This is a genomic window from Pseudomonas fluvialis (genome assembly GCF_002835605.1).
GTDB classification, from domain to species: Bacteria; Pseudomonadota; Gammaproteobacteria; order Pseudomonadales; family Pseudomonadaceae; genus Aquipseudomonas; species Aquipseudomonas fluvialis.
Window position 1 is genome coordinate 207153 of the sequence record NZ_PIYS01000018.1, and the last position, 18443, is coordinate 225595.

Consider the following 18443-nt stretch of genomic DNA (forward strand, 5'->3'; position numbering starts at 1 on the left):
GAAAAACCCGCCGCCGGCCTGCCGGCTCTGGCGTTCAGTGGTGCTCCCAGGCGCTGTCGATGAGGTCGCCCGACAACGGGCGACTGCTCGATGGCGCGCATTCTAGCGCGGCGCCGGAAAAAACAAAGGGCGCCTTTAGGCGCCCCTTGCCAAGCCACTGGCCGCTTACTTGCGAGTGAACTCCGGGTAGGCTTCCATGCCACATTCGGCGATATCCACGCCTTCGTATTCTTCTTCCTCGCTGACCCGCAGACCAATCAGCAGCTTGATCAGGCTCCAGACCATTAGGCTGGCCACGAAGACCCAGGCAAAGATTGCCCCGATACCCAGCAGCTGAGCGCCCAGCGAGGCATCACTGTTGGTCAGGCAGACCGCCAGCAGGCCCCAAATGCCGACTACACCGTGCACCGAGATGGCACCGACCGGATCGTCGATCTTCAACTTATCCAACGCCAGGATGGAGAACACCACCAGCACACCACCTACACCACCAATCAGGCTAGCCATCAGCGCACTGGGCGTCAGCGGCTCGGCCGTGATGGCCACCAGGCCAGCCAGTGCACCGTTGAGGGCCATGGTCAGGTCAGCCTTGCCGAACAGGATGCGCGCGACAATCAGCGCAGCAATCAGGCCGCCGGCGGCAGACATGTTGGTGTTGACGAACACGTTAGCCACTGCGTTGGCATCCTCGATGGTGCTGATCTTCAGCTGCGAACCACCGTTGAAACCGAACCAGCCCATCCACAGGATGAACATGCCCAGCGTAGCCAGCGGCAGGTTGGCCCCCGGAATAGCATTGATCTGGCCGTTCGGGCCGTACTTGCCCTTACGCGCACCGAGCAGCAGGACACCCGCCAGAGCGGCAGCCGCACCCGCCATGTGCACAACACCAGAACCGGCGAAGTCAAGGAAGCCGGCTTCGTTGAGGAAGCCCGAACCCCACTTCCAGAAGCCCTGAATCGGGTAGATGAAACCGGTCATCACCACCGCGAAGGCCAGGAAGGCCCACAGCTTCATGCGCTCGGCCACGGCACCGGAAACGATCGACATACAGGTCGCGGCAAACACTACCTGGAAGAAGAAGTCGGCACGCGCGGAGTAATAGGGAGCATCCTCGCCACCCGCCGCCACGACATCCACCGCATGCTCGTCACCGAGCAACAGGCCCAGGCTGGGCAGGATGCCACCTTCCGGGCTGGAATACATGATGTGGTAGCCGACCAGCATGTACATGACGCTGGCGATGGCATACAGCGCCACGTTCTTGGTAAGGATTTCCGTGGTGTTCTTGCTGCGCACCAGGCCCGACTCGAGCATGGCAAAGCCGGCGGCCATCCACATGACCAGCGCGCCGCAAATCAGGAAGTAGAAGGTATCCAGGCCGTATAGAACTGGAATCAGGGCTGTGTTTTCCATGTTTCACCTCATACCGGGACGCACGCAGGCGTCATTCGTGCCGGGTTTCGCCATAACGGCGAACGACTCAGCGACTGGGGTTGTGGCCGTGCTGCCAGGAGGCAGGCACAACCACGACCAGCGCATCCCAGGGCTGCTGCCGGTGCTGCCGGGCACCGACTACAGAAACCAGGGACGCCTGTGCGACCGACGGGTCGCTGCTGATTAGAGGCAAAAGGGCGTCCAGCCCTGCGCAGAGACGCAGAGTCATGGTGTTTCTCCTGGGGCGTTGGGGGTTCGTTGGGTGTTGCTTAAACCGCGTCGGTGCCGGTTTCGCCGGTACGGATGCGGATGGCTTGCTCCAGTGGCACGACGAAGATCTTGCCGTCACCGATCTTGCCGGTGTTGGCCGCCTTGGTAATGGCCTCGATGACGCGATCCAGCTGCTCATCGGCAATCGCTACGTCGATCTTCACTTTGGGCAGGAAGTCGACCACATACTCAGCACCGCGATACAGCTCGGTGTGACCCTTCTGCCGGCCAAAGCCTTTGACCTCGGTGACAGTAATGCCCTGAACGCCGATCTCCGACAGCGACTCGCGCACGTCGTCGAGCTTGAACGGCTTGATAATGGCTGTGACTAGCTTCATGAAACTCTCTCCCGATTAAGGTGGACTTGCCCCAGGAAAACGAACCCAGCACAAGTCTAAGCGCAGTGCCTGGCTTTGTAACGCTCCAGCCGGGCAACCGCCCTGCTGTAGAGGGTCGCCAAGCGACCACCGAGCCAGCCGATCTGCATATCTGCAGTCGTCGCCAGAACATTTGCAGTTTCCTTGCCAGTTATTAAAAAACAATATAAATCAATTAGTTATATGCACCCAAAAGAGATACCTCGCAGCCCTCAAAGGGGTGCAGCACCAGAATGGTGCACAGCGCCAGCGGCTGGCTGCAAAAACGTGCGCCACGTGCAACGCATCAGCCCAGGCAGGCCGCGTGCTACACTCCTGCCACTTTTCTGTGGAACCCGATCATGCTGCCGCCCAAAGCCGTCATCGACCTTCTCGCCAGCCAGGCGTCGCGCCTGTTCAGTGCCGACAGCCCGCTGCCCCGCGCGGAACTGGAAGCCCAACTGAAAATGCTCCTGCAAAGCGGCCTGAGTAAGCTGGATCTGGTCAGCCGCGACGAGTTCGACAGCCAGATGGTGGTTCTGCAGCGCACCCGTGCCCGCCTGGAAAGCCTGGAGCAGCGCGTGGCCGAACTGGAAGCGCGTCTGCAAGGCGAGCCGTCCTGAGTCACCGCTGAACCCCGCGCGCCAGGAGGCGCGTCGCCCTCGATCAAGGAGTGATCAATGTCCCTGGCCATCGTGCACAGTCGCGCCCAGGTGGGCGTGGAAGCACCCAGTGTCACCGTGGAAGCCCACCTGGCCAACGGCCTGCCAGCCCTGGCGCTGGTTGGCCTGCCGGAAACCGCCGTCAAGGAGAGCAAGGACCGCGTACGCAGCGCCATTCTCAACAGCGGCTTCGACTTCCCCAACCGGCGCATTACCCTCAACCTGGCCCCTGCCGACCTGCCTAAGGACGGCGGCCGCTTCGACCTGGCCATCGCCCTGGGCATCCTCGCCGCCAGTGGCCTGCTCAGCCAGGCCAGCCTGGATTCGCTGGAATGCCTGGGTGAACTGGCACTCTCCGGTGACATTCGCCCGGTACAGGGGGTATTGCCAGCCGCCCTGGCCGCCCGGGCGGCCGGACGCTGCCTGGTCGTGCCACGCGCCAACGCCGAGGAAGCCAGCCTGGCCTCGGGACTGCAGGTGCTGGCGGTGGACAACCTGTTGCAGCTGGTCAATCACTGTGCCGCCCGAGTTCTCCTCGAACCCTTCCAGGCTTCCGGGCTGCTGCGCCAGCGCCAACCCTATGCCGATCTGGCGGAAGTCCAGGGGCAGCTCACTGCCAAGCGGGCGCTGCTGGTAGCCGCCAGCGGCGAGCACAACCTGCTGCTGGTCGGGCCACCCGGCACCGGCAAGACGCTGCTGGCCAGCCGCCTGCCCGGGCTATTGCCGGAACTGGACGAACAGGAAGCACTGCAGGTGGCAGCCATTCACTCCGTAGCCAGCGCCCAGCCACTGCAGGCCTGGCCACAGCGCCCGTTCCGCCAACCGCACCACAGCGCCTCGGGACCCGCCCTGGTGGGGGGCGGCAGTCGCCCGCGGCCTGGCGAAATCACCCTCGCTCATCAGGGTGTGCTGTTTCTCGACGAGCTGCCCGAGTTCGACCGCAAGGTTCTGGAGGTGCTCCGCGAACCGCTGGAGTCGGGAGAAATTGTCATCGCCCGCGCCCAGGACAAGATCCGCTTTCCAGCACGTTTTCAGCTGGTGGCCGCGATGAACCCCTGTCCCTGCGGCTACCTGGGCGACCCTTCGGGCCGCTGCCGCTGCAGTAGCGATCAGGTGCAGCGTTATCGCAGCAAGCTGTCCGGACCACTGCTCGACCGCATCGACCTGCATGTCAGCGTGGCCCGCGAGCAAACCGCCTTGCAGCCGGGCGCGCCCTCACAGGGCAGCGCCGAGCTGGCCGCGCAGGTCGCCGCGGCCCGGCAACGCCAGCTGCAACGCCAGGGCTGTAGCAATGCACGCCTCGATCTGGCCGGCGTGCAGCGCCATTGCGTCCTTGAGTCAGGCGACCGTCTCTGGCTGGAACAGGCTTGCGAGCGCCTTGGCCTGAGCCTGCGCGCCGCCCACCGCCTGCTCAAGGTGGCGCGCACCCTGGCCGACCTGGAGCAGCTCGACGCCATCGCCAGGGTGCACCTGGCCGAGGCCCTGCAATACCGTCCGGCCTGAAGCGGCCGTCTTCAGCGCCGGTAACCCACCGCCGGCAACGGCAGGCTTGCTACTTCGGCCTGGAGAAACGCCGCCAGCTGGCTGAAGCGCTGCTGGCCACGTCGTGCGCGCAGCCATACCAGGTAGTAGCTATCACCACTGGCCACCGCCTCCGGCCAGGGCAGGCCCAGGCGGCCAGCCGCGACGTCTTCGGCGACCAGCAGCAGATCGCCAATCGACACGCCATAACCACGCGCGGCGGCCACGATGCCCAGTTCCAGCATGTCGAACAGCTGGCCACTCTGTAGCGGCACCTGCTCTTCCAGCTGCATGGCCGCCAGCCAGCGCCGCCAGTCGCGGCGGTCCGGTGTCGGGTGCAGCTGTTGCGCCGCGCGCAGGCGCGCCAGATCCCAGGGGCCCGCAGCCACTGCAGAAGGCGCACACACCGGGATCAGCCATTCCTCGAAGAGCCGCACACTGTGCCAGTCGCCAGGAAACTGGCCATCGCTGAGCAGCACTGCGCAATCGAAGGGCTCCTGCTGGAAATCTACCCGATCGACATTCATCCAGGCACTGGTCAGCTGCACGTCCAGCGTCGGATGAGCCTGACGAAAGCGCGACAGGCAGGCCAGCAGCCAGCGCACGGTCAGCGTCGAAGGCGCCTTCAGGCGCAACACGCCTTCACTGCCGCGCAGGTCGGCGCAGGCGCGCTGCAAGGCGGTAAACCCCGCCGTGAGCCCCGGCAGCAATTGCTCACCGGCATCGGTCAGGCGTAGGCCGCGCCCCTCGCGTTCGAACAACCGGCAGGCAAAGTCGGCTTCCAGGGTGCGGATATGCCGGCTGACCGCACTTTGCGTCAATGACAACTCGCGGGCCGCCAGGGTGAAGGAACGATGGCGGGCCGCCGCTTCAAAGGCGCGCAAGGCATACAGGGCAGGCAGGCGGTCACTCATGGATGACTAAAACTCATGTAATGGCTGGCTTTTATCCTTTTCCCGTACTCCGGGAAAGCCCAGAGAATACGCGAGTCTGATCGTCTGCCTAGTCTCCCGGGGATACTCGCTAAACATGCCTGTAACGCAACAACACCAGCCCATAGGCTGGCGCAACGAACTGAGCGCCCTGCTGCGCCTGGCCGTGCCCCTGATGGCCACGCAACTGGTGCAGGTGCTGATGGTGTTCACCGACACCCTGATGATGGGCCTGCTCGGCCCCGCCGCCCTGGCCGGCGGCGGCCTGGGTGCCGCCAGCTATTCGTTCATCTCCATCAGTTGCGTAGGGGTCAGCGTGGCCGCCGGCAGCCTGGTGGCCATGCGCCTGGGCGCCGGCGATCAGCGCGGCGTTCGCCAGGTCACCCAGGCCGGGCTTTGGCTGGCGCTGGTCATGGGCCTGCTGGCCGGCTTGCTGCTGTCCATGCTGGCCCCCCTGCTGCTGGGTCTGGGTCAACAGGCTCACAATGTGGCGGCCGCCATGCAGTACCTGCAAGCCCTGCGATTCGCCTTGCCCGGCTACCTGCTGTTCACGGTGCTGCGCGGCTACAGCGCGGCCCTCGGCAAGCCCGGCCCGGTACTGGCCATCACCCTGTGCGGCAGCCTGGCCAACATCGCCTTGAACTATGCACTGCTCCATGGCCTGGCCGGCCTACCCCGTCTGGGCCTGTTCGGCATAGGCCTGGCCACCGCGCTGGTGATGAACGGCATGGCCCTGCTGATGGCGCTGTACATCGCCTGGCAACCCTTCTATCGGCGCTACGCCTTGCTGCGCGGCATCCTGCGCCCCGGCTGGGCAGCGCTACGCGCCAACCTGCGCCTGGGCCTGCCGATCGGCGCCATCTATGCGCTGGAGTCCCTACTGTTCGTGGTCGCCGCGCTGTGCATGGGCGCCCTCGGCGACCTGCAATTGGCCGCACACCAGATTGCCGTACAGACGGTCTATGTGGCCTTCATGCTGCCCACCGGCATTGCCTATGCCTGCACCTTCCGGATCGGCCTGCACCAGGGGGCCGGCCAGCTGCATCTGGCACGCCTGAGCGGACGCCTGGGCCTGGCCCTGGGCGCTCTGTGCATGCTGGGTATAGCGCTGCTGTTCTGGCTGGCGCCGGCCTGGCTGGTCGGCCTGTATATCGACCGGCATGCCACGCAACACGCCGCGCTGCTCAGTCAGGCCGTGGCATTGCTGGCCATCGCCGCCTGGTTCGAACTGTTCGATGGCTTGCAGACCATCGCCATGGGCTGTCTGCGCGGCCTTGGCGAAGGGCGCAGCACCCTGCTGATTGGCCTGCTCGGTTACCTCGGGCTGGGAGCGCCACTTGCCTGGTACCTGGCCTTCAGTACCCCGTGGGGTGCCAGCGGTGTGTGGTGGGGCATGGCGGCCGGACTGGCCGGCACGGCCCTCGGCCTGGTGCTAGCCTTTGAACGCCGCCTACGCCCGGCACTGTCCCACAGACAAAAAACCGATTTTTATTCGGGAAAAGCGTTAAAAGGCTAATCAATAGGAATCCGCACCCTTCAAATATCGATTTATATCGACTATAAAGAACAACATTCACTCCCCCACGCCCCTAGCGGGCACAGCGAGGTGCTCCATGTCGCGTATCGTTACCGTCGCCGCCACCCAGATGGCCTGCTCCTGGGATCGCGCCGCCAATATCGCCACGGCCGAGAAGCTGGTACGCCAGGCCGCAGCCCAGGGTGCGCAGATCATCCTTATTCAGGAACTGTTCGAAACTCCCTATTTCTGCCAGAAGCCCAACGCCGACTACACCCAGCTGGCCAGCACGGTGGACGAGAACGCCGCCATTGCGCACTTCCAGAAGATCGCCGCGGAACTCCAGGTGGTCCTGCCGATCAGCTTCTTCGAACGCGCCGGACGGGCACGCTTCAACAGCATCGCGATCATCGACGCCGATGGGCGCAACCTCGGCATTTATCGGAAAAGCCATATCCCCGACGGCCCCGGTTACCACGAGAAGTACTACTTCAACCCCGGCGATACCGGCTTCCAGGTATGGGATACCGCCTACGCCAAAATCGGCGTCGGCATCTGCTGGGACCAGTGGTTCCCCGAGTGCGCGCGCAGCATGGCGCTGATGGGCGCGGAAATCCTCCTTTACCCGACAGCCATCGGCAGTGAGCCGCATGACCCGAGCATCACCTCGCGCGAGCACTGGCAGCGCGTACAGCAGGGCCATGCCGGTGCCAACCTGATGCCGCTGGTTGCCTCCAACCGCATCGGCAAGGAAGAACAGGACGGCTACGACATCACCTTCTACGGCAGCTCGTTCATTGCCGATCAGTTCGGTGCCAAGGTCGCCGAACTGAACCAGAGCGAGGAAGGCATCCTGGTGCACAGCTTCGACCTCGACGCCCTGGAGAAAACCCGCAGTGCCTGGGGGGTATTCCGTGATCGCCGGCCCAACCTGTACTGGCCGCTCGCCACCCTCGACGGCGAAACACCCTCTGCCTAACCCTCACGTCAGTACGGCAACCGGCGGCGTGCCACCTGAGCGCTACGCCAGGCCACCCTGGGAGAACACGCGATGACCACCCTGAGCAGCACCCCGCGCGACGACGGCTTCCACATGCCGGCCGAATGGGAGCCGCACAGCCAGACCTGGATGATCTGGCCCGAGCGTCCGGACAACTGGCGACTCGGCGGCAAGCCCGCACAAGCGGCCTTCGCGGCCGTAGCCAAGGCCATCGCCGAGTTCGAGCCGGTGAGTGTCGGCGTGTCTGCCGCACAGTTCGACAACGCCCGTGCGCACCTCGACCACACGCAGATCCGTTTGCTGGAAATCAGCAACGATGATGCCTGGGTACGCGACACCGGCCCCACCTTCGTGGTCAACGCACAGGGCGAACTGCGCGGAGTGGACTGGTCCTTCAACGCCTGGGGCGGCTTCGACGGCGGCCTGTACTGGCCCTGGCAGCGCGACGATCAGGTGGCCCGCAAGATTCTCGAGATCGAGCGCTGCCCGCGCTATCGCACCGCCGACTTCGTGCTGGAAGGCGGCTCAATCCACGTGGACGGCCAGGGCACGCTGATCACGACCGAGGAGTGTCTGCTCAACCGCAACCGCAACCCGCGCCTCAGCCGGGCGGATATCGAAGTCCAGTTGGCCCGCCACCTGGCCGTGGAACGGGTGATCTGGCTACCGCAGGGTCTGTACAACGACGAAACCGACGGTCACGTCGACAACTTCTGCTGTTTTGTCCGCCCTGGCGAGGTCCTGCTGGCCTGGACCGACGACCCCGCAGACCCCAACTACCCACGCTGCCAGGCTGCCATGGCGGTACTCAGCGAAGCCCGCGATGCCCGCGGACGGCGCCTGCAGGTACACAAGATGCCGATTCCCGGCCCGCTATACGCCACGCCCGAGGAATGCGCCGGAGTCGACCGCGCCGAAGGCAGCCAGCCGCGTGGCCCGTCGATTCGCCTGGCCGGCTCCTATGTGAACTTCCTTATCGTCAACGGCGGCATCATCGCACCGTGCTTCGACGACCCGCGCGATGCTGAAGCACAGGCCCTGCTGCAGCAGCTGTTTCCCGCGCATCGCGTGGTCATGCTGCCGGGCCGGGAGATCCTCCTGGGTGGCGGCAACATCCATTGCATCACCCAGCAGCAACCCGCCGCCCGCTAAACGCGCAGATCGCTCGCCGGCCACTACACTGCACACAACTGGCCGGTGAGCGTGAGCGACTGGCCAGCCAGAAGCCCTGATCAGGCTAAGGTTTCTTCACCCCTTGCCGATAGCCAATGACTTCCTGCCGGAGCTTCGGCAAGATCCGCGTGTGTGCCCGCCGGGCATCCACGCGCCACCCCTGACAGTGAGAATTGCGCCATGTTTGACACCCGGATCAAGCGTGAACTCGCCAGCTGTCGCCAGGAACGCGACCAACTGCAGAACATCCTCAAGGCACTCAGCCAGTCCATGGCACTCATCGAATTCAGCCCGGAAGGCCGGATACTCGATGCCAATCCGCTGTTCCTGCGCGTAGTGGGGTATCGCCTGGAGGAGCTCCAGGGCCAGCCACACAACCTGCTCTGCCGCAGCGAACTGAGCAACAGCCCGGCCTACGGACAGTTCTGGCAGCGCCTGGCGCGCGGCGAGAGCATCAGTGACAAGTTTCCGCGCCTCACCAAGCAAGGCCAGGACATCTGGCTGGAGGCCAGCTACATTCCGGTACGCGATGCTCAGGGCCAGGTGTACAAGGTCATCAAACTGGCCCAGGACATTACCGAACGCGTCGAGGCGGCCCAGCGACTACGCGACCTGATGAGCGCCATCAACCGCTCCACCGCACTGATTGAGTTCAACCTGCAGGGCGAGGTGTTGCACGCCAACGACACCTTCCTGCATGCCGTGGGTTATCGCCTGGAAGAAATCCATGGCAAGCATCACCGCTTGTTCTGCTCGCGCGAGATCAGCGAACACAGCGACTATCAGGCTTTCTGGAAGCGCCTGAATCGCGGCGAGTTCATCAGCGGCCTGTTCCAGCGTGTCGACAAGCACGGGCGAACCCTGTGGCTACGCGCCAGCTACAACCCGGTGGTGGATGCCGACAATCGCCCCTACAAGATCATCAAGCTGGCTACCGATGTCACCGAACAGGTGGAGAAAGCCCGCGCCGAGCGCGAGGCCGCCCAACTGGCCTACCAGATTGCCCAGCAAACCGATGCCAGCGCACAAAAAGGCGCCAGCGTCGTGCAGCGCACGGTGAGCGTGATGCAGGGCATTGCCGGCGAACTGCAGCAGGCCGCAGCCGACATTTCCGCGCTCAGCCAGCAATCGGACATGATCAGCAGCATTGTCGGGACCATCCGCGGCATTGCCGACCAGACCAACCTACTGGCCCTCAACGCCGCGATCGAAGCAGCGCGGGCCGGCGAGCAGGGGCGCGGCTTTGCCGTGGTCGCCGACGAAGTGCGCAGTCTCGCGGCACGCACCAGCCAGGCCACCGAGGAAATCGTCGAGGTGGTCAAGCGCAACCACGAACTGGCACAAACGGCCGTCAGCGGCATGGACAATAACCGTCAGCGCGCCGAACAGGGTGTGGATCTTGTGCAGGACGCTGGCCAGCTGATCCAGGCCATTCAGGGTGAAGCGCGCCAGGTCGTCGAAGCGATCAGTCACTTCGCCGAGACCCTGCAACGCTAACGGGCGCTGCAAAACGCAGCGCAGCACAGCAACCGCCGCAGGCTGGCTGCAGGGCGAACGTCGCGAGTCAGAAACGCCGTTTATCCGGGCTGTCTGGGTAGCTGACTCGCTTCGCCCACCCCTTCAGGGCCTTACGCAAGCACGTTCAAGCAGTGGCGATGCCCACTCAGGCGTCTTATAACCTGCGCAACGCACAAGCGGCTGGGCGGGTTACCCCGCACAGCCGCTTGCTGCAGCACCCGGACGGTTTATTCGAAAGGCTGCGGGCGCGGTGTGGCCGCGGTGGAGGGCGGCAGGATGGGCAGCTGGAAGCTCGGCTGCTCGCCCGTCAGGGTCTTGAGGAAGGCCACGATCTTGGCGATTTCCTCATCCTGCAGCTTGCGTCCCAACTGCAGGCGCGCCATGACATCGACGGCTTCCTCGAGGTTCCAGTAGGCACCATCGTGGAAGTAGGGATAGGTCAGCTCGACGTTACGCAGGGTCGGCACCTTGAACTTGAAGCGATCGGCATCGGCACCGGTCAGCCCCGCTACGCCTTCGGCCGGGTTATCGGTCTGGTAGGCCTCGACCACGCCCATTTTCTGGAACGAGTTGCCGCCCAGTGCCGGGCCGTTATGGCAGGCCACGCAGCCGGTGTTCTTGAACAGCTGATAGCCTTCCAGCTCAGTAGCCGTCAGCGCCTTGGCATCGCCGTTCAGCCACTGGTCGAAACGCGAATTGGGCGTGACCAGGGTTTCCTCGAACTGGGCAATGGCATCGGTGACCGCATCCAGGGTGATCTCATCCTTCTGGTAGATGCTGCGGAACGCCTCGCGGTATTGCGGGATCGAGTTGAGCACGTCCAGCGCCAGCGTATGCGTGAAGGCCATTTCCTTGGGATTGGCGATCGGCCCGGCTGCCTGCTCCTTGAGGTCGGCGGCACGGCCGTCCCAGAACTGCGCCAGGTTGAGACTGGAGTTGAGTACCGTGGGCGAATTGATCGGCCCCTGCTGCCAGTTGTGACCAATCGAGGTGGGCAGATTGTCGCTACCGCCCATGCTCAGGTTGTGGCAGGAGTTACAGGAAATGAAGCCCGAGCGCGACAGGCGCGGATCGAAGAACAGCTGCTTGCCCAGTTCGACCTTGGCCGGATCAGTGGCCTTGGCTGCTTCGATCGGCTGCACCGGTTCGTTGTTGGGTACGGCGGCCATCAGGGTGAAGCTCAAGGCGAGCCCGCCGGCGAGGAGTGGCAATTTATGCATGGTGTTGTTCCTCATTTCTTGTGCACACGGTTAGTTACTGCAGCTTGCCCCACTGACGCAGGGCGTTATTGACATCGATCAATGTCATTACTCCCCGTGCGGTTTTGCCGCGCTGTGTGCCGCCCTTGCCACGCTCTGCGGGTCAAGGCACTGCAGCGCCTGGAAATGGCTGACGAATACCTGCCCGCCCAACTGCTCCAGCAGCTGGCTACGCTGCAGGCGGTCCATCACCGGCCCCTTGACCTCCGACAGGTGCAGGCACACCCCGGCTGCGCGCAGACGCTCGGCAATCGCCTGCAGTGACTCCAGGGCACTGGCGTCGATCAGGTTGACCCCGGAACACATCAACACCAGATGGCGCACCGCCGGACGCTCGGCCACCAGCCCGGCGATACGCTCCTCCAGATAACGCGCATTGGGGAAGTACAGGCTCTCATCGACACGTAACGACAGCACCGTCTCGCTCTGCACCACGGCAAAACGCTGCACATTGCGAAAGTGTTCGCTACCCGGCAGCTGGCCAACAACGGCCAGGTGCGGGCGACTGGTGCGCCAGAGGAACAGCAGCAGTGACAAGGCAACCCCCAGCAGGATGCCGGCCTCCACGCCCAACAGCAGCACACCGAGCAATGTCGCACCCTGCGCCAGGCCGTCCTGTATGGAATAGCGCCAGGTGCGCTGTAGCGCCCGCAGATCGATCAGGCCCCACACCGCCACCAGGATGGTCGCGGCCAGCACCGCCTGGGGCAGGTAGTACAGCCAGGGCGTGCAATACAGTGCACACAAGGCAATCAATACGGCGCTGAACACCCCAGCCATTGGCGTGCGTGCGCCCGCCTGCTGGTTGACTACCGAGCGGGCAAATCCGCCGGTCACCGGCAATCCGCCACTGCATGCCGCTGCCAGGTTGGCAGCCCCCAGGCCGAGCAACTCCCGTTCGACGCGAATACGCTGGCGTTGGCGTGCCGCCAGCGTCTGTCCCACCGACACCGACTCGACAAAGCCTACCAGGGCCAATAGCAAGGCCGCTGGCAACAGCTGGCGTAACAGGGACCCGTCAGCGTGCGGCAGCGCCAGGCTGGGCAGCCCGACCGGCAGCGGGCCCAGCACCCGAACGCCGGCCTGATCCAACTGTGCAAAGGCCACCACTGCACTACTGACCAGCACGGCCAATAGCGGCGCCGTCCGCGCCAGGTTGTCTGCCCAGTGATCTGCCAGGCCAAGGCGCCGCAGCAGGCCGGCCAGGCTGCGCCGCGCCCACCACAACCAGAACAGGCTGGCCAAACCCAGGGCCAGGGTTGCCAGGTGACTGTCCGGCCACTGCCGGAACAAAGCCTGTACCTGTGCCGGCAAGGTGCCACCACCCGCCGAGAACCCCAACAGGGCCGGCAGCTGGCCAAGGCAAATCAGCAGCGCAGAGCCGCTGATAAAGCCGGAGATCACCGGATGACTGAGGAAGTTGGCAAGAAAACCCAGGCGCAGCAGGGCCATGCCCAATAACAGCAAGCCACTGAGCAGCGCCAGCAGCAGGGCGGCATTGGCATACTCGGCACTACCGGCCGCAAACAACGGGCCGAGGCTGGCAGCGGTCATCAGCGACAACACCGCCACCGGACCGACCGCCAGGCTGGGGCTCGACCCGAACAACGCATAGGCGAGCAAAGGCAGGATGCTCGCGTACAAGCCATGCACCGCCGGCAAGCCCGCCAGCATCGCGTAGGCCAGGCTCTGCGGCACCAGCAACAGGCTGACGATCAGCGCCGCCAGTCCATCGGCGGCAGCCAGCCGGCGGTTGTAGCCGCGCAGCCAGGCCGGCATCAGAGCGCGTCCAGCGGAATCTTCAGGTAGCGCACGCCATTGTCTTCGGCAGGCGGCAAGCACCCCGCCCGCATGTTGACCTGTACCGAAGGCAGGAGCAGGGTCGGCATGCCCAGCGTGGCATCCCGCGCCTGACGCAGGCTGACAAACTGTGCCTCCGCAACGCCCTGATGGACATGTACGTTATGCGCCCGCTGCTCGCCCAGGGTGGTCATGTACTGATATTGGCTACGTCCGGCAGGCAGGTAGTCGTGGCAAAGAAATACCCGTGTCGCATCCGGCAGGCTGAACAGGCGCTGGATGGAACGATACAGGCTGTGCGCATCGCCGCCAGGGAAGTCACAGCGCGCCGTACCGTAGTCCGGCATGAACAGCGTGTCGCCAACAAACAGCGCATCACCGATCAGGTAGCTCATGCAGGCCGGCGTATGCCCCGGAGTATGCAGGGCCTGCGCCTGCAGGCTACCGATCTGAAAACGCTCGCCATCGTTGAACAAGTGGTCGAACTGGCTGCCATCGCAGATGAAGGCCGGCTCGACATTGAACAGGCGCGCAAAGGTCTGCTGCACCTGGGTAATCTGCGCGCCGATGCCCAGGCGCCCGCCCAGCTGCCGCTGCAGATAGGCCGCAGCAGACAGGTGGTCGGCATGCACATGGGTTTCCAGCAACCACTGCACCGTCAGGTCATGCGTGCGCACGTAGTCGATCAGCCGGTCGGCACCCAGGGTGGCAGTGCGCCCGGAGGCCGGATCATAGTCCAGCACCGGGTCGATCAGCGCGCAGGCACTGCTCTGTGGGTCGCGCATCACGTAGCTGAAGGTATTGCTCGCCGCGTCGAAAAACGCCTGAACCAAGGGTTGCATCGAGACATCCTCTTGCCGGTAAACCAAGCCTTATTTCTTGCAGCTGTCCTTGCCACAACAGCTATCCGCGCGTCCGCAGGTGCTGATCCCCAGTAGGGGATAGGCCGGACAGAAGCGGAACAGGCCGGTAGCCAGCGGCAGCAGGCCGATCCAGCCCCAGACGCCGATGACACCGGCCAGGGTCAGGCCGAGCAGCAGCAAGCCGGCAGCGATGCGCAGGGCGCGGTCGAGAGTACCTACATTGGCTTTCATGATGACCTCCAGGTCAGTTGGGCTGCCGTTGCAGCAAGGTATGCAGCGCCATTCCGGCCAACATGGCCGCAATGAACAGGAAAATGCCGGCTTGACCGGTGAGCAACAGGGCCAGCGCGGGCCCCGGGCAGATACCCGCCAGCCCCCAGCCCATGCCGAACAGCAGGCTACCGACGATCAGCGGGCGGTCGATCGCACGCTTGCCTGGCAGGCACATGGCTCCGCCGAGCAGCGCCTGCGACTGGCCTCGGGCCCACTGCATGGGCAACAGGGCAACAGCGATCGCGCCGACCATGACCAGCGCCAGCGAGGGATCCCAGGCTCCCGCCAGGTCGAGAAAGGCCTGCACCTTGGCCGGGTTGGCCATGCCGGCCAGCAGCAGGCCCATACCGAACAACAGGCCCGCCAGAAACGCTGTCAGTCCACGCATCATCAAACTCCCCAGACATGTCGCAGGATGAACACCGTGACGAAGCCACTGGCCATGAAGCACAAGGTCGCCAACAGCGAGCGCGGCGACAGCCGTGCCAGGCCGCACACGCCGTGGCCACTGGTGCAGCCGGCGCCATAGCGACTGCCAAAGCCGACCAGCAGGCCGGCCAGACCAAGCAGCACAGCGGAACTGTCGAGCTGCACGGCCGGCAACTCGGCAAAGCCCTGCCAGAGCAGCGGTGCCAGCAGCAGCCCCAGGATGAACAGCGCCTTCTCGCCACGTCCCTCGCCGCCCTCCAGGGCACCGGCCAGCAAACCGCTGATACCGGCGATACGTCCGTTGAGGGCAATCAGCAGGCTGGCCGCCAGGCCGATCAACGCGCCGCCTGCCAGCGCCGACCAGGGCGTGAAATGCAACCAATCAATGCTCATTCAGACCTCCTTCGCACAAAACAGCTGGTAAAGCGTCTGGATTACCGCCAGTGCCTCATGACTGCTGATCCGGTAATAGATCTGCTTGCCTTCGCGCCGGGTATCCACCAGCCCCTCGCGGCGCAGCACCGCCAACTGCTGCGACAGCGTCGGCTGGGTAATCCCCAGCAACGCCTCAAGCTCGCTGACATGCCGTTCCCCCTGAGCCAGCTGGCACAACAGCAGCAGGCGATCCGGATTGCCCAGGGTCTTCAGCAACTGGCCGGCAGCAGCGGCGTTGTCTCGCAGCTGCTGGATATCCAGCGCCAGGCCTTCGTTCACAGGAGGATTCATGCGCGCGCCTCAATCTACTTTTAAACAATATATATTTAAATATAATGATTGGCAAGCCAACGCCCTGCACTTCACCTCTCGACCTGAATAACCGGTCAGCATCTGCCCGCTGAGCCAGGCGAATCCTGATCCAAATCAGTTAACCCCATCACATTTTTCGGCAAGATGGCGCGCATCGCCCACTGTAGTAGCATGCGGCTCTTTGCCATCACTGCCTGCCCTTCATGACCTCATTGCGCTGCGCCACCGCCTACACTCTGGCCTACCTGCTGCTGGCCGGCGGCTGGGTGCTGGGCAGCGATCTGGCCCTGCAGGCCCTGGTCGGCGATGTCCAGCAACTGGCGCACTACCAGCTCTACAAGGGGCTGGGCTTTGTGTTGTTCAGCAGCCTCCTGCTGCTGGCGTTGCTGTTGCTTCATGAGAATATCCAGCGACGCTTGCGCCGCGATCTGCGCGCTAGCCGCGAACGGCTCGACCTGGCCCTGGATGCTGCACAGGAAGGCCTGTGGGACTGGGATCTGGGTAGCCAGCAGGTATTTTTCTCACCCGGCTACAGCGCCATGCTCGGTTACGCCCAGGCGCACTTCGGCAACACCCGCCAGGCCTGGCAAACCCGCCTGCACCCGGCCGACCTGCGTGCGGCCTGCAGCCGTCTGGAACGCCTGCTCAGCGGCGCAGAGCGTCGCTACGAAGCCACCTATCGCATGCGCCACGCAGACGGCAGCTACCGCTGGATCTTCAGTCGCGGCCACCTACTGGTGGATGAACAGGGCAAGCCGCAACGTTTCATTGGCACGGCACGCGACATCACCCAGCGGCGCGCCGACGAAGAGAGCCTGCGCCAGGCAGCTGCGGTGTTCGACAGCACTCAGGAAGGCGTACTGGTCACCGACACCGAGCAACGTATCGTTCACGTCAATCCAGCCTTCACACGTATCACTGGCTACAGCGAAAGCGAAGTGCTGGGGCAAACACCTCGCCTGCTGAAGTCAGGTCGGCATGGCATGGAGTTCTACCAGAGCCTGCAGCAGGCACTGGAAAAGCGCGGCAGCTGGAGCGGCGAAGTGTGGAACCGCCGCAAGAACGGCGAGATCTACCCGCAGTGGCAAAGTATCCGCAGCGTATTCGATGAAAACGGTCTGATCAGCCACTACGTCGCCGTGTTTTCCGACATCAGCGCGCTGAAACGCTCGCAAAGCGAGCTGGACCACATGGCCCACTACGACCCGCTGTGCCAGCTACCCAACCGTTTGCTGTTCAGCGAGCGGACCCGCCAGGCGCTGGAACGCTGCCAGCGCGAAAACAGCCACGCCGCCGTGCTGCTGCTCGACCTTGATCACTTCAAGTACATCAACGAGAGCTTCAGCCACACCTTTGGCGACCAGCTGCTCAAGGAAGTGGCCATGCGCCTGCTCGGCAGCCTGCGTGCCGGCATGACCCTGGCCCGCCTCGGAGGGGATGAGTTTGGTGTACTGGTCGAGGACAACATCCAGGCCGCTGGCGCAGCCTTGCTGGCCCGTCAGCTGATCGCCGAGCTGAGCCAGCCCTTCGAGTTGCAGGGGCAACGCATCAGCATCAGCGCCAGCTTCGGCATCAGCCTGTTCCCCGGCGATGCCGAGAATGTCGAACAAGTCCTGCGCAACGCCGACTCGGCGCTGTCCAAGGCCAAGGGCAGCGGTCGTGAAACCTATTCCTTCTACAGCCAGGAGCTCACCGAACAGGCGCAGCATCGCATCGAGCTGGTCGCGGCCCTGCAGCTGGCCCTGCAGAGCAACCAGCTGTGCCTGCACTACCAGCCACTGCACGACCTGGACAGCGGTGCGCGCCTGGGTGTAGAGGCACTGGTACGCTGGCAGCACCCGCAGCGTGGCTTGGTACCCCCCGGCGAGTTCATCCCGGTAGCCGAGGACAGCGGCCTGATCGGCAGCATCGATGCCTGGGTACTGGAACACGCCTGCCAGCAGATGTGCCAATGGCAGGCCGAAGGCGTGGCACCCGCCTTCATTGCCGTCAACGTATCCAGCCGGCTGTTCAGTCGCGGCTCCCTCGACCAACGGGTCGCCCAGGTGTTGCAGCGCACCGGCCTGGCACCACATTGCCTGGAACTGGAGGTCACCGAGAGCGCCGTCATGGACGATCCGGACCAGGCGCTGCAGATGTTGCAGCGCTTGCGCGCACTGGGCGTGCAACTGGCTATCGACGACTTCGGCACCGGCTATTCATCGCTGCAGCGCCTGAAAAACCTTCCGGTACACAAGCTGAAGATCGACCAGAGCTTCATTCGTGGCCTGCCGGAAGACGCAGACGACGCGGCGATTGCCAGCGCCGTGATTGCCTTGGGCCGCAGCCTGGGACTCAAGGTAGTCGCCGAAGGCGTGGAAACCACCGGCCAGCGCCTGTTCCTCCAGCAACTCGGCTGCGACATCGGCCAGGGCTACCTGTTCAGTCGCCCCCTGCCGGCTAGTCAACTGGTCAACAGCGCCGACGTGGCGCACTGCACACGCTGAACGTGCCCGGCGCACAACAAATCACTCTTTAGTGTCATGGCCTGGCAATTTGCCGGAGATAGGCTATTGGCACAGAAATCGCAGCATGAAACGAACCGTTCGATGCAGTACCCCCCTTTGCGGTGGCTGCCACACGGTCCAAAGCCTACTGCGGTGACTGCCCCAACCTCCGCAGAACATGGAACGCACAGGAGTAACGCG

The 18443-nt window shown here is 64.1% G+C and carries 17 protein-coding genes and 2 pseudogenes; 8 read left to right on the forward strand and 11 right to left on the reverse strand.

Going from position 1 to position 18443, the window contains the following annotated elements; genetic code table 11:
- Window positions 1-165 precede the first annotated feature (165 nt).
- The 3 genes from CW360_RS10725 to glnK form a co-directional block, all read right to left on the reverse strand.
- Complete coding sequence (locus CW360_RS10725) at window positions 166-1416, reverse strand: ammonium transporter (RefSeq protein ID WP_101193698.1); 1251 nt, start codon at window positions 1414-1416, stop codon at window positions 166-168.
- A 67-nt stretch (window positions 1417-1483) separates the two neighbouring features.
- Window positions 1484-1666 (reverse strand): hypothetical protein, encoded by a 183-nt coding sequence (locus CW360_RS10730; RefSeq protein WP_093984457.1) that lies wholly within the window; start codon window positions 1664-1666, stop codon window positions 1484-1486.
- A 40-nt stretch (window positions 1667-1706) separates the two neighbouring features.
- Window positions 1707-2045 carry a P-II family nitrogen regulator gene (glnK, locus tag CW360_RS10735; protein ID WP_093984456.1) on the reverse strand — a complete coding sequence of 113 codons (339 nt, stop codon included), beginning with the start codon at window positions 2043-2045 and terminating at the stop codon, window positions 1707-1709.
- 380 nt (window positions 2046-2425) lie between these two features.
- On the opposite strand from glnK, the gene CW360_RS10740 reads away from it, so the two are divergent.
- Together CW360_RS10740 and CW360_RS10745 are read left to right on the forward strand one after the other, a co-directional pair.
- On the forward strand, window positions 2426-2686 hold the full coding sequence (locus tag CW360_RS10740) for an accessory factor UbiK family protein (protein ID WP_101193794.1): 261 nt from the start codon (window positions 2426-2428) through the stop codon (window positions 2684-2686).
- A 57-nt stretch (window positions 2687-2743) separates the two neighbouring features.
- A complete protein-coding gene (locus CW360_RS10745; protein WP_101193699.1) occupies window positions 2744-4228 on the forward strand; it encodes a YifB family Mg chelatase-like AAA ATPase in 1485 nt (494 codons plus the stop codon).
- A gap of 11 nt (window positions 4229-4239) precedes the next feature.
- Here the strand turns inward: CW360_RS10745 and CW360_RS10750 are convergent, their stop codons facing one another.
- The gene (locus CW360_RS10750) at window positions 4240-5160 is read right to left on the reverse strand and encodes a LysR substrate-binding domain-containing protein (protein ID WP_101193700.1); all 921 of its coding nucleotides are present in this window, start codon (window positions 5158-5160) and stop codon (window positions 4240-4242) included.
- A gap of 115 nt (window positions 5161-5275) precedes the next feature.
- Between CW360_RS10750 and CW360_RS10755 the strand changes: the two genes are divergently transcribed.
- The 5 genes and pseudogenes from CW360_RS10755 to CW360_RS17340 form a co-directional block, all read left to right on the forward strand.
- The gene (locus tag CW360_RS10755) at window positions 5276-6694 is read left to right on the forward strand and encodes a NorM family multidrug efflux MATE transporter (RefSeq protein ID WP_101193701.1); all 1419 of its coding nucleotides are present in this window, start codon (window positions 5276-5278) and stop codon (window positions 6692-6694) included.
- A 97-nt stretch (window positions 6695-6791) separates the two neighbouring features.
- A complete protein-coding gene (gene aguB, locus CW360_RS10760; protein WP_101193702.1) occupies window positions 6792-7673 on the forward strand; it encodes an N-carbamoylputrescine amidase in 882 nt (293 codons plus the stop codon).
- A 72-nt stretch (window positions 7674-7745) separates the two neighbouring features.
- Window positions 7746-8846, forward strand: coding sequence for an agmatine deiminase (gene aguA, locus CW360_RS10765; protein WP_101193703.1), 1101 nt, complete (start codon window positions 7746-7748; stop codon window positions 8844-8846).
- 201 nt (window positions 8847-9047) lie between these two features.
- A pseudogene (locus tag CW360_RS17335) lies at window positions 9048-9821 on the forward strand (PAS domain-containing protein); the annotation flags it as partial.
- A 105-nt stretch (window positions 9822-9926) separates the two neighbouring features.
- A pseudogene (locus tag CW360_RS17340) lies at window positions 9927-10364 on the forward strand (methyl-accepting chemotaxis protein); the annotation flags it as partial.
- A 248-nt stretch (window positions 10365-10612) separates the two neighbouring features.
- Here the strand turns inward: CW360_RS17340 and CW360_RS10775 are convergent.
- The 7 genes from CW360_RS10775 to CW360_RS10805 form a co-directional block, all read right to left on the reverse strand.
- On the reverse strand, window positions 10613-11605 hold the full coding sequence (locus CW360_RS10775) for a cytochrome-c peroxidase (RefSeq protein ID WP_101193705.1): 993 nt from the start codon (window positions 11603-11605) through the stop codon (window positions 10613-10615).
- A gap of 87 nt (window positions 11606-11692) precedes the next feature.
- Window positions 11693-13423, reverse strand: a complete 1731-nt coding sequence (locus CW360_RS10780) for a SulP family inorganic anion transporter (RefSeq protein WP_093984448.1) — start codon at window positions 13421-13423, stop codon at window positions 11693-11695.
- On the reverse strand, window positions 13423-14286 hold the full coding sequence (locus CW360_RS10785) for an MBL fold metallo-hydrolase (RefSeq protein ID WP_101193706.1): 864 nt from the start codon (window positions 14284-14286) through the stop codon (window positions 13423-13425). Before CW360_RS10785 ends, CW360_RS10780 begins: the two co-directional genes overlap by 1 nt.
- 30 nt (window positions 14287-14316) lie before the next feature.
- Complete coding sequence (locus CW360_RS10790) at window positions 14317-14538, reverse strand: YgaP family membrane protein (protein ID WP_093984446.1); 222 nt, start codon at window positions 14536-14538, stop codon at window positions 14317-14319.
- Window positions 14539-14551: 13 nt separating this feature from the next.
- On the reverse strand, window positions 14552-14968 hold the full coding sequence (locus CW360_RS10795; RefSeq protein ID WP_093984445.1) for a DUF6691 family protein: 417 nt from the start codon (window positions 14966-14968) through the stop codon (window positions 14552-14554).
- Between the two features lie 2 nt (window positions 14969-14970).
- Complete coding sequence (locus CW360_RS10800) at window positions 14971-15402, reverse strand: YeeE/YedE family protein (RefSeq protein ID WP_093984444.1); 432 nt, start codon at window positions 15400-15402, stop codon at window positions 14971-14973.
- Window positions 15403-15735, reverse strand: coding sequence for an ArsR/SmtB family transcription factor (locus CW360_RS10805; RefSeq protein WP_101193707.1), 333 nt, complete (start codon window positions 15733-15735; stop codon window positions 15403-15405).
- 224 nt (window positions 15736-15959) lie between these two features.
- On the opposite strand from CW360_RS10805, the gene CW360_RS10810 reads away from it, so the two are divergent.
- Complete coding sequence (locus tag CW360_RS10810; protein WP_101193708.1) at window positions 15960-18242, forward strand: putative bifunctional diguanylate cyclase/phosphodiesterase; 2283 nt, start codon at window positions 15960-15962, stop codon at window positions 18240-18242.
- The last annotated feature ends 201 nt before the right edge of the window (window positions 18243-18443 follow it).